11 protein-coding genes, 1 other RNA gene and 3 pseudogenes are annotated in these 14595 nt (G+C 67.5%); 4 read left to right on the plus strand and 11 right to left on the minus strand.

Annotated elements, in window-relative coordinates; genetic code table 11:
* Positions 1 to 118 precede the first annotated feature (118 nt).
* Positions 119 to 1001 (minus strand): annotated as a pseudogene (locus JHW48_RS07190) (DDE-type integrase/transposase/recombinase); the annotation flags it as partial.
* Between JHW48_RS07190 and JHW48_RS07195 the strand changes: the two are divergent.
* The gene (locus JHW48_RS07195; RefSeq protein WP_419182405.1) at positions 903 to 1898 is read left to right on the plus strand and encodes an IS110 family RNA-guided transposase; all 996 of its coding nucleotides are present in this window, start codon (positions 903 to 905) and stop codon (positions 1896 to 1898) included. The pseudogene JHW48_RS07190 and the gene JHW48_RS07195 overlap by 99 nt on opposite strands.
* Before the next feature lie 243 nt (positions 1899 to 2141).
* Here JHW48_RS07195 and JHW48_RS07200 read toward each other — a convergent pair.
* From JHW48_RS07200 to JHW48_RS07230, 8 genes and pseudogenes are all read right to left on the minus strand, one after another.
* Positions 2142 to 2390, minus strand: a pseudogene (locus JHW48_RS07200) (transposase); the annotation flags it as partial.
* Positions 2391 to 2415: 25 nt separating this feature from the next.
* Positions 2416 to 2838, minus strand: a pseudogene (locus JHW48_RS07205) (transposase family protein); the annotation flags it as partial.
* 273 nt (positions 2839 to 3111) lie between these two features.
* Complete coding sequence (locus JHW48_RS07210; RefSeq protein WP_272835829.1) at positions 3112 to 5781, minus strand: vitamin B12-dependent ribonucleotide reductase; 2670 nt, start codon at positions 5779 to 5781, stop codon at positions 3112 to 3114.
* A gap of 300 nt (positions 5782 to 6081) precedes the next feature.
* Entirely contained in the window at positions 6082 to 6321 is a 240-nt protein-coding gene (locus JHW48_RS18570) for a 5-formyltetrahydrofolate cyclo-ligase (RefSeq protein WP_336390904.1), read from the minus strand.
* A complete protein-coding gene (locus JHW48_RS07215) occupies positions 6213 to 6635 on the minus strand; it encodes a 5-formyltetrahydrofolate cyclo-ligase (RefSeq protein ID WP_336390908.1) in 423 nt (140 codons plus the stop codon). Before JHW48_RS07215 ends, JHW48_RS18570 begins: the two co-directional genes overlap by 109 nt.
* Positions 6632 to 7954, minus strand: a complete 1323-nt coding sequence (gene mgtE / locus JHW48_RS07220) for a magnesium transporter (protein WP_119887747.1) — start codon at positions 7952 to 7954, stop codon at positions 6632 to 6634. Before mgtE ends, JHW48_RS07215 begins: the two co-directional genes overlap by 4 nt.
* Positions 7955 to 8075: 121 nt before the next feature.
* Positions 8076 to 8861 carry an inositol monophosphatase family protein gene (locus tag JHW48_RS07225; RefSeq protein WP_119887746.1) on the minus strand — a complete coding sequence of 262 codons (786 nt, stop codon included), beginning with the start codon at positions 8859 to 8861 and terminating at the stop codon, positions 8076 to 8078.
* Positions 8862 to 9000: 139 nt separating this feature from the next.
* Complete coding sequence (locus JHW48_RS07230; RefSeq protein WP_119887745.1) at positions 9001 to 9360, minus strand: helix-turn-helix domain-containing protein; 360 nt, start codon at positions 9358 to 9360, stop codon at positions 9001 to 9003.
* A gap of 201 nt (positions 9361 to 9561) precedes the next feature.
* On the opposite strand from JHW48_RS07230, the gene JHW48_RS07235 reads away from it, so the two are divergent.
* Together JHW48_RS07235 and JHW48_RS07240 are read left to right on the plus strand one after the other, a co-directional pair.
* Entirely contained in the window at positions 9562 to 10530 is a 969-nt protein-coding gene (locus JHW48_RS07235; RefSeq protein WP_119887744.1) for an NADPH:quinone oxidoreductase family protein, read from the plus strand.
* A gap of 116 nt (positions 10531 to 10646) precedes the next feature.
* Complete coding sequence (locus JHW48_RS07240) at positions 10647 to 11393, plus strand: Bax inhibitor-1/YccA family protein (protein WP_119887743.1); 747 nt, start codon at positions 10647 to 10649, stop codon at positions 11391 to 11393.
* A 92-nt stretch (positions 11394 to 11485) separates the two neighbouring features.
* On the opposite strand, the gene ffs is transcribed toward JHW48_RS07240, so the two are convergent.
* An RNA gene (ffs, locus tag JHW48_RS07245) (signal recognition particle sRNA small type) lies at positions 11486 to 11582 on the minus strand.
* Positions 11583 to 11623: 41 nt separating this feature from the next.
* On the minus strand, positions 11624 to 13486 hold the full coding sequence (locus JHW48_RS07250) for a bifunctional 2',3'-cyclic-nucleotide 2'-phosphodiesterase/3'-nucleotidase (RefSeq protein ID WP_272835830.1): 1863 nt from the start codon (positions 13484 to 13486) through the stop codon (positions 11624 to 11626).
* A 348-nt stretch (positions 13487 to 13834) separates the two neighbouring features.
* Between JHW48_RS07250 and JHW48_RS07260 the strand changes: the two genes are divergently transcribed.
* A protein-coding gene (locus JHW48_RS07260; RefSeq protein WP_272835831.1) for an IS5-like element ISPaes2 family transposase occupies positions 13835 to 14592 on the plus strand; the annotation gives its coding sequence in 2 pieces (ribosomal slippage) (positions 13835 to 14159 and positions 14159 to 14592; 759 coding nt in all).
* Positions 14593 to 14595: the final 3 nt, after the last annotated feature.

Consider the following 14595-nt stretch of genomic DNA (forward strand, 5'->3'; position numbering starts at 1 on the left):
GGACACCATCAGGGCCAGCAGTCATGTATGGACTGCGCAAACAGGCCGAATACATGAACGCACCCGCCGGTCGCTATCACCATCAGAAACACTTGCGCCTGCGGGGCCGTCTATACATGAAGCTTTCGACGAGACCGTGTCTCGCATCGGTTTGCCCGGCGCGATGTAGTGCCATTCGATTTTGGTCTCGGCGCACCACTTCAAGATGACGTTCGAGGTCAGTTCCGTCCCGTTATCGGAGACGATCATCCCGGGTTTCCCACGCCGTTCGATCAACGCCGTCAGTTCCCGGGCTACGCGGCGGCCCGAGATCGAAGTGTCGGGGATCGCGGCGAGGCACTCGCGCGTGACGTCATCCACCACATTCAGCACCCGGAACCGCCGTCCGCAGGCGAACTGATCATGCACGAATTCCAGCGACCAGCGGGCGTTTGCACGGGCTTCGACCATGATCGGGGCCCTTGTGCCAAGCGCCTTACGGCGCGCTTTGCGTTTACGGACGGTTAACCCTTTCTCGCTGTTGAGCCGGTAGATGCGGTTGATCCCTGACGGCTCTCCCTCCCGTCGAAGCAGCACGAACAGCCGCCTATATTCAAACCGCCGCCGTTCATTGGCCAATTCCCGCAGCCGGCACCGCAGCGCCGTATCCGGCGCACGCTGCGACTGGTAGCGCACCATCTTGTGGTCCGCCCCGGCAACCTGGCATGCCCGCCGTTCCGACAGCCCGAGATGGCCTTCAGATGCGCGACAGCCTCGCGCGTCACGGCGGGCGTTACCACTAATGGGATGGCCCGCCCCGCGCCCCGGCGTAGCATCGTGGCACCACCGTCAAACGGAGAGAAAGGATGCGCACAAAGCCTGACCTTCAAACGGCGGCCTTCGGCATCGACATCGGCAAGAAGGTGTTCCACGTTGTCGCCCTGAACGCCGCCGGATCGGTGATTCAGCGCGCGAAGTTCTCGCGCGACGCGTTGCTGGCCTTCTTTGATGCCGCGCCGAATGCACTCATCGGCATGAAGGCCAGCCCGGGCTCGCAATGGCTGGCGCGGCGGCTTGTCGCGATGGGCCATGATGCCCGGATCATTCCGGCGCGCTTCGTGAAGCCTTATGTCAAATCGAACAAGACCGAGACGGTCGATGCGGCGGCGATTGCAAAAGCGGTGACGCGGCCGACGATGCGCTTCGTCGAGGTTCGCACACCCGAGCAGATCGATCTGCAAGCCCTGCATCGCATCCGCGACCGGCTCGTGGGGCAGCGGACGGCGCTGATCAACCTGGCGCGAGCCTTCTGCCTTGAATATGGACTGGCGATGCACGTCGGCGCTGGCGGCTTTCATGCCGACATCCGTCGGCATCTGGGCAATGTGGAGAATGACCTGACCCCCACCATGCGGGTGCTGCTCGAAGAGCTGCTCGATGACCTCGCCTCCATCGAAGGGCGCATCAAGGCTGTGACCGGCAAGGTCGAAGCCTATGCCAGCCAGCATGACCCCGTCAGTCGCCTGGTGACCATCCCGGGCATCGGAGCTCTCGGCGCGACCGCGATCGTCGCAGCGGCAGGGGACGGACGGCAATTCCGCAAGGCGCGCGATCTGGCCGCTTGGCTGGGGCTGGTGCCGGCAGAGCATTCGACCGGGGGCAAGCGGACCCTTCCGGGCATCAGCAAACGCGGCAATCGCTATGTGCGGCGACTGATCATTCATGGCGCCCGGTCCTGCCTTCTGCATCTGAACCGGGCGAACCATGCCCTCGGTGGCTGGCTCTCAGCCCTTGAGGCACGGACCCACCGCAACAAGGTCGTCGTCGCCTTGGCAAACAAGCTGACCCGGATCGTATGGGCTATCCTCACAAGGCCCGGCGCCATCTACCTGCCGTCGAGAGGCGCAGCGTTAAGCTGACCCTTCGACCGCAGAACCGATTGCAGGGGAAAGTGATGACCAAACGGTTGATCGAGCTGAGGTAAGCCACGCGCAAAAAAGCGGGACGCGATCCCGCACCACCAATCTGGAACCCGAGGGGCGGATCTCATCAAGGCCTTGCCGCCAAAAACGGCTGACTGATCAGAGGCCGGATACATTTACGCAAGCCGGACGGCCACGCACGAAAACCTTGCAAGAGCGGGGCGGACCATACATTGATGGCAATCCCTTCATCGCCGCCATGTCGAGCATCTGCTCGGCCAGCAACTTCTTCAGCTTCGCGTTCTCGTCCTCCAGTGCCTTCAGCCGCTTGGCCTCGGACACCGTCATCCCTGAATACTTCGCTTTCCAGGCATAGAACGTGCCTTCCGACATCCCGTGCTTTCGGCAGAGATCGGCGCACTTCGCACCGGTCTCATGCTCCTGCAGAATGCCAATGATCTGCTCTTCAGTTCGTATCGTTCGCTTCATCGTACGTCCCTTCCTTGGGGCGGACTCTAGTCGTTGGTGGAGGAAAAATCCCGTGGCAGGGCAGCGCCTCTATGGTTTTGCGAACCTTGTCGAAGTCATGGCCGCGATCGGCCGGCAGGATACAAGGCTCCGGCAGGTTGTCGTCCATGACCAGAGCAAAGCCCTGGTAGCGCGATGTCTGGCCCAGCGCGATGTCCGACCTTATTGGCAGCCCGGCAGCATTGACGCGCAGGTGGACCTTGCTCGTGAAAATGGGAGGTGGTCCAGAAAACGATCCAGTGGATCGTTTTTCCCACCGGACGCTCTTGAACGGCCAGAACCCTGTCTTCGAGTCCCCCTTTGGCGCTCGCTGCCTGATGAGGGGGCGGATCACAGTGCTGTCGATCATCTGGAGCGCATCCGGCACGATACGACTTTCGTTCGGCGCTTCGAGGATCTCTTTGCGAAGCCGTTCGTTCTTGCGCAGTAGGTCTGCGTCCTGCGCGGGCGCTTTGGCTTCCACCGAAACTGCCCGAACCTACTTGCCGAGCCTCGAAAGTACGATCCCAAAATCAGATGCGACCTGATGCCTCGTCAGGCAAATGGTGAGCTCGTTACGAACCGCATTCCGCTTGAACGCGTCGCTGCGTATCGCTGCCATATCTGGTCCCCTTGATGGCGAGTATCGCTCTCAAAGACTGGAACGGAACTGGGGTAGGTCAAGTCGGCCTCGGTCGTAAATTCACGGCTTAAGTCTCGTCTCGTCATACCCTCTCTCCAGTTCCTTGGTCACGACCTTGTCATCGAGCCGACCGATCCGGGAGAAGCTAAACGAACCCTTCCAAGTTAAGCCAGTGTTTTCGGTTGAGACGTCGGTTCGCGATATCAGAAGCGTCTTTAAGCCCATAGCCAGTGCGCGGCGAAGCAGGTCCTGGACCTCGGCGATGGTGCTGCGGGCGGGCAGGGCGGGGCTGTGGCCGATGCCGCCGGACAGGAACCCCTGCGCCGCCGCCATCATCGCCAGATGCGCCCCCGCCGGCAGGTCGCAGGCGAAGACGGCCGCATCGGTGGCGGTGATCGGGGCGCCCTGCAGGGTCGGGCTGCCGCAGACATGGGCATTGGCGGCCGCGATCTGGGCGGGGGTGAAGCCCAGATGCGCCAGCAGGTCAAACCCGTAATCGGCCAGCCGTTCCTCCGGGATGCCCAAGGTGCCGCGGCAGAAATCCCGGCCCAGGGTCCATTGGTTGAAGACGCAGCGGATGTCGCGGATGCCCGTCAGGGCGGCCTCGATCCGGGCGATCTGGTCGGGGCCGAAGCCGTGGCCGGCCAATGCTGCATGGTTCACATGGGGGGCGCGCGCCAGGCTGGCATGGCCGGTCAGATGGGCGGTGACGGCCCGCGCCTCGGCGCAGCCGAGGCCCAGCATCCGCAGCCCGCTGCGCAGCGCGGCGCAGGGGGTGCGGCGGTGGCTGCCATCGGGCTGGGGGCGGTCATGGACCAGCGCGGTCGCGGGGGCGATCCCGTCCGTGTCGGCGTCCAGCAGATGGGTCACCGGCCCCGCTGGCGCGATCGCCGTGGCCTGGGCGTTGCGGAAACCGTGCCGGCGGCCCAGCTCGGCCGCCTGATCCCAGAGCGCGCGGGCCGTCCCGATCAGCGCCGGATCGGGGCAGGCCGCGGCATCCAGCGGCTGCGCCCCCTGCACCGGCAGGCCTTGGGCGGCGGCGCGGTGCTGGCCGATCACCCGCAGCATGGCGGCGCCGTTCCGCGCCCAGCCCGCGAAGGGGCCCGTCCGCGCGGCGATCCGGGCCGATCGCAGATAGGTGGCCCCGGTCATGATCGCCGTCACCGCCCCGCAGACCGCCCGCCCGGCATCGCCGTCATAGGCCAACCCCATCGCCATCAGCAGCCCGCCCAGATTGGTGTATCCCAGACCCAGGGGCCGGAAGTCGTGGCTGTTGCGCGCCATCGGGCCGGATGGCGCGCGGGTCATCGAATGCCCGATCTCCAATGTCAGGGCCCAGAGGCCGCAGGCATGGGCATAGCCCTCGGCATCGAAGCGGCCATCCGACCAGAAGGCCGCCAGGTTCACCCAGGCCCGGGGGCAGCCCGTATCGTCCAGAAACAGGAAATCCCCCGCCGGGGCCGATGCCCGGATCGGGCCGTCATGCGGGCAGGTGTGCCAGGCCGCGATGCGGTCGCGGAACTGCAGGGCCGGATCGCCCGCGGCCCAGGCCGCATGGCCGATCTGGCGCCACAGCGCCGCCGCCTGGCCGCCGGGGCGTCCTGCCGCCGCCATGAAATCGCAGCCCACCCGCAGCGCCATGGCGCCGGGCGGGACGGGCCGGTCATCATCGACCTCGATCCCCGAGATGCCCTGATCGGCCAGCTCCAGCGCGCGGTGCAGCATCCGCTCCGGGATCATCGCGTGGCGCGCGTCCCGCATCGCCTGCGCCAAGCCGGGGTTGCGGTCGGGCTGGGCCCCGCCCGCGCGGATCGCGGCGAGGATGCGGTTCAGATGGGCCTGATGCAGACGCGCGCCGGTGCGGCGGCTGGCCCTGCGGTCGTCCTGGGTGACGCGCCAAGCGATCAGATCCTCGGCGCCAGGATGGTCGATGTCGCAGATCACCGCCCGGTCGCGCGCGCCGCCGGGGGCCAGAACAGCCGCCGCATCGCCCGCCGACAGCAGATCGGCCATCGGCGCCGCGACCCCGCCCAGATTCGTGCCGGTGACGCCGCCTTGGCGCAGCTGGCGGGCCTCGCGGCGCCACAGGTCGGGCATGGCCTCGGCCTCGGGCGCCGACTGGATCGCCGCGTCCAGCAGTGACGGCCGCATCCAGGCGTCGTCCGATTGCACCACAGCGCCGGTCCCGGGATCGACATGCCAATGCCCCTCGTCCGGGCAGTCGAGGCCATAGGCCCAGTGCAGCCCCGTCACCGCCCATTGCCCCATGGCGGGGGCGCCCATCTGGCGGGCCAGCATGTGGCGCATCTCGTCCAGATAGGCCTGCGCCTCGGCCGCATCGGCAAAGCAGCCCGCCTTCCATCCCCAATAGGTCCAGGCCCCGGCCATGCGGTCGAAGACCTGGCGGGCGCTGGTCTCCGGGATGTGGCGGTCCTGCGGGGGCAGGGCCTCCAGCGCGGCATGGTCGGGGACGTGGCGCCACAGGAAGGCCGGCACGCCGCGTTCGGGCACGGGCATCAGCCGGGCGGGCACGCCGCGATGGCGCATGGCCCGGCGGATCAGGATGTCGCAGGCGGTGGTGCTCCAGCCGGCGGGGACCTCGACGGCGTCGCAGGCGGGGGCGGGCAGGTCGGGATCATGGGAGGGGCAGGGGCGCTGCGCGAAGGCGATGCCGCCATAGGCACCGCCGGTCCGAAGGGTGTATCGCCGCTCGATCGTCATGACCGTCATCCTGCCTTGCCCTGCCGTTCGGGCGCGCGCTGCGCCATGTCGGCTTTTCGGGCAGGGTGGCGGGCCAAGCCCCTGTGATCAAGGCAAAAAACCCTGTCATGGCAGGCGCTTGGCCGTTGACAGGCGGCCCGTGCCGCGCGGGTCGGATTCGCGCACAGGGCGGGCGGGGGATGCGATGCGGGGGCGGGGGATATCGGTGCTTTGGCCGTCATATCAGGGGGATGGCGCGGGCTGTCCCCAGCTTGTCCACAGGCTTATCCGGGACTGGTCCCGGACTTGCCAACATCCGATGCAAAACTGTCACGCAGGGCGGTTTTTCGCCACCGGCGTCACGATCCCCCGATCGGTGACGACCAGATCCAGCGGCTGGTCATGGGGACCCGCGGGAATCGCCCCGACCTGCTGGCAGGCGAAGGCCAGCCCGATCGCCGTCACCGGCCCCCGCGCCCGCAGCGCCTGCAGCGTCCGGTCATAGAACCCCCCGCCATAGCCCAAGCGGTGCCCCGCCGCGTCATAACCCGCCAAGGGCACGATGACCACGCGCGGCAGCCCTTCGGGACAGCGGGCCGGGGGTGGGCGGTGCCCAGGGGGCCGGGCTCCAGCGGCTCGCCCCGCCACAGGCGGAAGGTCAGGGGGTGGTCGCGCGCAGTGACCACGGGCAGCAGCAGCGGGCCGTCATGCGCCCGCATGGCGGGGCGGGGATCGGCCTCGTCCCGGATCGGCCAGTATCCGGCCAGCGCCGCCCCCGCATGGGGCGCCAAGGCCGCGCGCAGGTGGCGGTCCAGCGCCGCCGCATCCCCCCCGGCCGCGCGGGCGGCCAGGGCCTGGGCGCGCAAGGCGGGTTTGTCGGTCATATCAGGATCAGCGTGGCCAGCCCCAGGAAGGCGAAGAAGCCCATCACATCCGTCATCGTGGTCACGAAGGTTCCCGAGGCCAGGGCCGGGTCCAGCCCCATCTTGTTCAGGCCCAAGGGCACCAGCACCCCGCCAAGCGCCGCGACGATCTGGTTGGCGATCATCGCCAGGCCCAGCACGACGCCCAGGTTCACGTCGCGGAAGATCAACGTCCCCGCCAGGCCCAGGATCAGCGCCAGCCCCAGCCCGTTCAGCATCCCCGCGCCCAGTTCGCGCATCACGACCCGGCGGGCGTTGGACCGGTTCAGGTCACGCGTGGCCAGCGCGCGCACCGCGACGGCCAGCGACTGCGTGCCCGCGATGCCGCCGGTCGAGGCGACGATGGGCATCAGCGCGGCCAAGGCGACCAGCTGTTCGATCGTCGCCTCGAACTGGGTGATGACGATGGCCGACAGCGACGCGGTGAACAGGTTGATGACCAGCCAGGGCAGGCGCTGGCGCGCGGTGGTGACCGGCCCGTCCGAGACGTGGCTTTCGTCATTGACCCCGGCCAGGCGCAGGATGTCCTCCTCGTGCTCCTCGTCGAGGACGGCCATGGCGTCGTCGATGGTGATGACGCCCACCAGCCGGTCATCGGCATCCACCACCGGGGCCGAGATCAGGTGATACTGGTTGAACATGTAGGCGACATCGGCATCCTTGGCCATGACGCTGACGGTGCGGAAGCTGTCCTCGGCCAACGACCGCAGCGGCATGTCGCGCCGCGCCGCCAACAGCCGCCCGAGCGTGACATAGCCCGTCGGATGGCGCCGCGGATCGACCAGGATGATGTGATAGAACTGTTCGGGCAGCCATTCCTCGGCGCGGATGAAGTCGATCGTGTCGCCGACGGTCCAGTGTTCGGGCGCGGTCACCACCTCGGACTGCATCAGGCGGCCGGCGGAATAGTCGGGATAGGTCAGCGACTGCTGGACGGCGGCGCGGTCGCTGTCGTCCAGGGCGGCCAGGATCTCGGCCCGTTCGGGTTCGTCCAGATCCTCGATCAGGTCGACGACGTCGTCGCTGTCCATCTCGCGCACGGCATCGGCCAGAACGCCGCGGGGCAGCTGTTCGACCACGTCCTCGCGGATCGATTCGTCGATCTCGGACAGGATCTCGCCGTCGATCTCGTCGGCATAGAGCTCCAGCAGCAGGCGCCGCCGGGCGGGGGCCAGGCGTTCGATGATGTCGGCGATGTCGGCGGCATGCAGCGGGTCCAGCGAGGCATGCAGCGCGACCCGGTCGTCGGCCTCGATGGCGGCGTCGATCTGGGCCAGCATCTCGGGGCCGGGGCCGAAATCGTCGTCGTCGCGGTCCGGTGCGGTCCTGGTCTTTTCGCTGCGCGTCGGTTCGGCCATGGATGCCCCCTTCGTTCGGTTCGGGTGGTGGGATGGTGGCCTCTCAGCCGTTCAGCAGGTCCAGTGCGGCGCGGTGCAGTGCGGGCGTGGCGGCGGCGATCACCTGGCCGCCCTGATGCGCGGGCCCGCCCTGCCAGTCGGTGACGATGCCGCCCGCCGCCCGGACCACGGCCATGGGTCCGGCGATGTCATAGCTCTGCAGGCCCGCCTCGATCACCAGATCCACCTGGCCCAAGGCCAGCAGCCCATAGGCATAGCAGTCCAGCCCATAGCGGGTCAGCCGCACGCGGCCCGCCACGCGGCCGAAGGCCTGCGCCTCGGCCGGGGTGCCGATTTCGGGAAAGGTGGTCATCAGCGTCGCCGCGGCCAGGTCGGTCGTGGCGCGCACGGCCAGGGGGCGGTCGTCATTGCCGCGGGTCAGCCGCGCCCGGCCCAGCCCGCCCTCGAACCGTTCGCCGGTATAGGGCTGGTCGATCAGGCCATAGATCACGTCCCGCCCGTCCGACAGGCCGATCAGCACGCCCCAGCTTGCCGCGCCGCAGAGAAATGCGCGCGTTCCGTCGATCGGGTCCAGGATCCAGGTCAGGCCGGATGTGCCCTCGGTCGCGCCGAATTCCTCGCCCAGGATGGCGTCCTGGGGGCGGTGGCGGGCCAGGACGGCGCGCATCGCCTGTTCGGCGTCGCGATCGGCCTGGGTGACGGGGTCGAAATCGGCGGGGCGCTTGTTGTCGGCGTTCAGCTCTGCATGGCGGAACCAGGGCAGGATGGCCGCGCGTGCCGCATCGGCCATCAGATGGGCGGTGCGGATGATGGTCGCGTGATCCTGCATGGCCGGCCCTCTTCCAACGGTCCGGGACGGTTTAATCCGAAACCGGGGCGATGGGCCAGAGGCCGTCGCGGGGCTGTCGTCCGGCGGTCACACGGCGCCGGACGACAGGATATCAGCCGCCTTCTGGCGGGCGCGGCAGTCAGGCCGCGTCGGACAGGACCCGCGCCAGCTCGAAGATCTGGCGGCGCTGCGCCTCGGGCATCGCGTAATAGGCGCGCACCAGCTGCAGCGCCTCCTTGTCGGCGAAGATGTCGCCTTCGATGACGCCGGGAACCTCGCCCTCGTGCAGCCCCTCGAAGAAGAAGCTGACGGGCACGTCGACCGCGCGGGCGATATCCCATAGGCGCGACGCCGAGACCCGGTTCATCCCGGTCTCGTATTTCTGGATCTGCTGGAACTTGATGCCGACCTTGTCGGCCAGCTGTTGTTGGGTCATCCCGATCATCCAGCGGCGATGGCGGATACGCTTACCAACGTGAACATCTACACTATGCTTCATTGCCACGACCTCTTGCAATCTAGGGATGCCTTAACGCGGCGAGGTTCGCTTTTCGAGTGAGAACTTGGTTAACACCCCCCGTTCTGCCGAAAAAGACAGGTCACGACATATCCGGAAAGACATGTTTGCGCCGGGCGTTGACAGCGAGTGTCGCGCACCGGACAGAATGCGAACGACCTTACCAGCGACAGGAAGCCATCCATGACCGACATGATTCGCGCAGCCATGATCGAGGCCCTGGGCCAGGACCCCGTCATCCGCACCATCCCCGCGCCCGCCCCGCAGGCCGGTCGGGTGCTGGTGCGGATGGCCGCCTCGGCACTGAATTTCGCGGATCTGCTGAAGGCCCGGGGCCAGTATCAGGAACCTGCCGACCCGCCCTTCGTGCCGGGGCTGGAGGGGGCGGGCACCATCCTGTCGGCCGGCGGCTGCCCGGGGCTGGAGGCGGGGATGCGCGTGGTCGTCTCGGCCCCGGGGACCATGGCCGAACAGGTGCTGGTCGATCCTCAGGCGGTCCAGCCGATGCCCGATGCGATGGGCTGGGACCAGGCGGCGGGGTTCCAGGTGGCTTATGGGACCAGTCACCTGGCCTTGGCGGGTCGCGGGGGCTTGGCAGAGGGGGACCGGCTGGTCGTTCTGGGGGCCGCGGGCGGGGTCGGCCTGACCGCGGTCGAGATCGGCGCCGCGATGGGCGCGCATGTGGTCGCGGTGGCGCGCGGGGCCGACAAGCTGGAGGTCGCGCGCCGCGCGGGCGCGGCCGAGGGGATCGACAGCGCCGACTGCCCCGATCTGCGTGCGGCGTTGCGGGCGCTGGGCGGGGCGGATGTCGTCTATGACCCCGTGGGCGCCGAGCCGGGCGAGGCCGCCTTCGGCGCGCTGCGTCCGGGGGGGCGGTTCCTGGCCATCGGCTTTGCCGGCGGCCGTCCGCCCACGCTGCCCCTGAACCATGCGCTGGTCAAGAACATCGCCATTCACGGATTCTACTGGGGGGGCTATCGCAGCCTGGATCCCCAGGCCCTGCAGGGCAGCATGTGCGCGCTGTTCGACCTGTTCGAGGCCGGCCGGCTGAGCCCCGTGGCAGGGGACGTGCTGCCCTTGGATCAGGTCGCGCGGGGCTTTGGCCTGCTGCGGGACCGCAAAAGCGTGGGCAAGGTCGTGATAACCCTGTGAACAGCGTGTGAAACCGGGCGATTTCGGGTCGGTCCAGCATTGAAAATCGGCGAAAACCATCCGATATTGCGGGCAGGCCGGGCCTGACCCGGAACGCCGTTCAAGGGGAGTTTTCGATGGCAGATTACAACACTTACCGCACCGCGCAGGGCGTCGGCACCCGCCAGGCGGTGGTTGACGAGGGCCTGCGGGCCTACATGAACAAGGTTTATGGGCTGATGGCGGTCGGCATGGGTGTGACTGCCGTCGCTGCCTATGGCATCTCGACCGCCGCCGTCACGGCGGATGGCCAGCTGACCGCGCTGGGCGCGGCGATCTACACCTCGCCGCTGCGCTGGGTGATCATGTTCGCGCCGCTGCTGATGGTCTTTGCCTTCGGCGCCGCGATCAACCGGCTGTCCGTGTCGGCCGCGACCGGGGTCTTCTATGGCTTCGCCGCGCTGATGGGGCTGTCGATCAGCTCGATCTTCCTGGTCTACACGCCCTTCTCGATCGTCCAGACCTTCCTGGTGACGGCCATCGCCTTCGCGGGCCTGTCGCTCTGGGGCTACACGACCAAGAAGGACCTGTCGGGCTGGGGCACCTTCCTGCTGATGGGCCTGATCGGCCTGATCGTGGCCTCGATCGTGAACATCTTCATCGCCTCCTCGGCCATGCAGTTCGCGATCTCGGTCATCGGCGTGCTGATCTTCGCGGGCCTGACCGCCTATGACACGCAGAACATCAAGAACACCTATCTGCAGATGGCCGGTTCGGATGCCGATTTTCTGGGCAAGACCGCGATCATGGGTGCGTTGCGCCTGTATCTGGACTTCCTGAACCTGTTCATGTTCCTGCTGCAGTTCATGGGCAACCGCGAGTGATCGCGCCACAGCCCACATGACATCGCCCCGTCGCAGACCCTGCGGCGGGGCTTTTTCGTGGCGGATGATGCAGGGGAGAATGGGGGGAATGGGGTGAGAGGCTGGACTGCGACCCAAGCGGGGCTCGTTACGGCTGCTTCCTTCCGGACCTGACCGATTTGGCGAGGCGCCTGCCCGCGCCAACCTCTCGGGCGCACAGATAGGACGGGCGCGCGGCGGATGCAACCCCGTCAAAGGATCAGGCGCACCCGTCCGAAGCCGTCGGGCCCCAAGCCCGCGCATTCCATCCGGTCGGGATCGGGCAGGGGCCGGTCCAGCGCCGCGGGGGCGGTGTCGAACAGCGCGGTGGCGCCCGGCACCGGCAGGAAGGACCAGTTGGGCCGCAGCGGCACGCGGATGCTGCGCCGCCTGCGCAGATAGCGGCGCAGCACGTCCTGGGTCAGCGCGTCGCGGTCCAGGATCACCCGGTTGCGCGCCACCAACGGGCTGAAGAGCCCGCAGCTGGCCAGGCGATAGGAATTGGTGGCCAGCACGAAGGGCTGATCCTCGGTCACCGGGCGTCCGGCCCAGCACAGGTCGCGCACCCGGCCCGGCCCGGCATCGGCCAGCCGCCCGTCGGGATGGAACCGCGCCGGGGCGGTCAGGTCGATCCGCCAGGTCAGCCCGTCGATCACGTCGAAATTATAGGGTGGGAAATCCGGGTTCAGCAGCGGCGCGTCGCGGCTGTCGGGGCCGAGCCGGTGAAAGATGCTGGCCGATCGTTCCAGCCAGCCGCGCAGCTGCGCCCCCGTCACCCGGATCGCGGTGATCCGGTTCGGAAAGGAATAGAGATCCGCCAGGTGCCGCAGCGACAGCGTCCCCGCCGGCACGTCGGTGAAATGCTGCGGCCCCGCCCGCCCGCCCGCGCGATAGGGGGCCGATGCCGACAGGACCGGCAGATGCGCGTCCGGCCCCCCCTCCAGCCGGTGCTTGACGTGCCAGCGCTGCGCCAGGTTCACCAGCCGCAGGCCCGCATCATGGCCCACCACCGCGAAATGGCTGTTCAGCGGCGTCATGCTGCGCCCGATCCGGGTCGAGAGCTGGCGCAGCGTGCGCCGGTGATCCTGCAGCAGGGGCCGCGCCACGCGGTCGCAGATGGGTGTGTCGGGGGGCACGGCCTCGGCCCGGCTAGTCGCGTGGGACAGGCGGGGGATGCCGTCCTGCAGCCGGAAGCGCAGGTCGATCACCCCCAGATGTGACCCGCCGAAGCCCGGCATGACCGCGGGCTTGCCCGCCAGCATCCCCGCATCCGCATCGATCCCCGGGCGCCCCTGCCAGCGGGGGCCGGGAAAGACCTCATGCGTGTGGCCCGCGATCACCACGTCGATGCCGGGCAGGACGGCCAGCGCCAGCGAGGCATGCTCCATCCGCGGGGTGGCGTCGGGCGGGCCGATGCCGCTATGGGACAGGGCCACGATCAGCTGCGCCCCCGCCGCCCGCAGCGCGGGGACGGCGCGCTGCGCGGTCTGGATGATGTCGTGACAGCGCATCTGGTCGCGCAGGTCCTGGTCCCATTCCTCGGTCTGGGGGGGCAGAAAGCCGATCACCCCCACGCACAGCGGATGACGCCCGCCCCGGTCATCGACCAAGTCCCGCCGGATCAGGCACCATGCGGGGAAATCGGGGCCCCGCCGCAGGGTCAGGTTCGCCGCCAGCGCCGGGAACCGCGCCCGCGCCAGGCTGCGGCGCAGAAAGGGCAGGCCATAGTTGAAATCGTGATTGCCCAAGGCCGCCGCATCATAGTCCAGCGCGTTCATCGCCGCGATGGCCGGATGCGGCCCGTCCCGCGCCCCGAGCCTGCGCGCCGCCAGGTCACCCATCGGCCCGCCCTGCAGAAAGTCGCCATTGTCCAGCAGGATGGAGGCGGAAACCTCGGCCCGGCGCGCCTGGATCAGCGATGCGGTCCGCGCCAGCCCCAGCCTGTCGGAGGGCCGGTCCGCCAGATAGTCATGCGCCATCAGATGCATGTGCAGGTCGCTGGTGGCGAGGATGCGCAGCCGCATCCCGGTCGGGTCGTTATCCTGCGACGGGGTCGCCCCATTCGTGCGGGTCATGGCGTTTTTCGGTGCGTAGAGAAAATGCCCATATGCGTCACCGACCTTCCACTCATGTCACGATCTTGTTAGCGCCACAGTCCGCGAAAAAACAACTTTAGATTGAATTATAGCCTACTATTATTCCGGTTGCGGAACACTCGCCATGTGCGATTTGCGGCCATCGTAGAGTCCAGACTCAGTAGTTTTCACAGCCAGAACGAGACGGCTGCGGCGAGCATGATCCCGTAGAGGAACGTTTCCAGGCACCGGTGATATCGGATTGCAACATGCTGCCAGTCCTTAGGCTCCAGACCCATTGATCTTACGGTCTTTGCATGATTCAGGCTCCTCAAGGAGACCTGATCGATGAGTAATCTTTACTGGCTGAGCGACGCCCAAATGGAGCGTCTGAAACCGTTCTTTCCCAAGAGCCATGGCAAGCCCCGGGTCGATGATCGTCGCGTCCTCAGCGGCATAATTTTCATCAATCGTAATGGGTTGCGGTGGTGTGACGCGCCGAAGGAATACGGCCCGGCCAAAACCCTCTACAACCGCTGGAAGCGCTGGAGCGATAACGGGGTTTTTGCCCGGATCATGGTCGGCCTTGCCGCCGAGAGCGCCGAGCACAAGACGATCATGATTGACGCGACCTATCTCAAGGCACACCGCACGGCCTCGAGCCTTGGGGTGAAAAAGGGGGGCGCGGGCGCCAGATCGGGCGCACCAAAGGCGGTATGAACACCAAGTTGCACGCTGTCGCCGATGCGAAGGGGCGGCCGATCGGGTTCTTCATGTCGGCCGGCCAGGTTAGCGATTACACCGGCGCGGCGGCGCTGCTGGGCAGCCTGCCGAAGGCTGAGTGGCTTCTGGCCGACAGGGGCTACGACGCTGATTGGTTCAGAGACGCTTTGAAAGACAAGGGGATAAAGGTTTGCATCCCCGGACGGAGGTCCCGCAAGAAGGCCGTCAAATACGACAAGCGGCGTTACAAAAGGCGTAACCGCATCGAAATCATGTTCGGACGTCTGAAGGACTGGAGGCGCGTCGCAACCCGTTATGACCGCTGCCCGGAAACGTTCTTCTCAGCGATCATGCTCGCCGCAACCGTCTTGTTCTGGCTGTGAAAC

The sequence above is a fragment of the Paracoccus aestuarii genome, assembly GCF_028553885.1.
GTDB classification, from domain to species: Bacteria; Pseudomonadota; Alphaproteobacteria; order Rhodobacterales; family Rhodobacteraceae; genus Paracoccus; species Paracoccus aestuarii.

Excerpts from the sequence above, each read along its gene's own strand:
- JHW48_RS07235 (WP_119887744.1), top strand. The coding sequence starts at position 9,562 with ATGACCGACATGATTCGCGCAGCCATGATCGAGGCCCTGGGCCAGGAC.
- JHW48_RS07210 (WP_272835829.1), bottom strand. The coding sequence starts at position 5,781 with ATGACGGTCATGACGATCGAGCGGCGATACACCCTTCGGACCGGCGGT.
- JHW48_RS07225 (WP_119887746.1), bottom strand. The coding sequence starts at position 8,861 with ATGCAGGATCACGCGACCATCATCCGCACCGCCCATCTGATGGCCGAT.
- JHW48_RS07215 (WP_336390908.1), bottom strand. The coding sequence starts at position 6,635 with ATGACCGACAAACCCGCCTTGCGCGCCCAGGCCCTGGCCGCCCGCGCG.
- JHW48_RS07230 (WP_119887745.1), bottom strand. The coding sequence starts at position 9,360 with ATGAAGCATAGTGTAGATGTTCACGTTGGTAAGCGTATCCGCCATCGC.
- mgtE (WP_119887747.1), bottom strand. The coding sequence starts at position 7,954 with ATGCTGGCCCAGATCGACGCCGCCATCGAGGCCGACGACCGGGTCGCG.
- JHW48_RS07240 (WP_119887743.1), top strand. The coding sequence starts at position 10,647 with ATGGCAGATTACAACACTTACCGCACCGCGCAGGGCGTCGGCACCCGC.
- JHW48_RS07250 (WP_272835830.1), bottom strand. The coding sequence starts at position 13,486 with ATGACCCGCACGAATGGGGCGACCCCGTCGCAGGATAACGACCCGACC.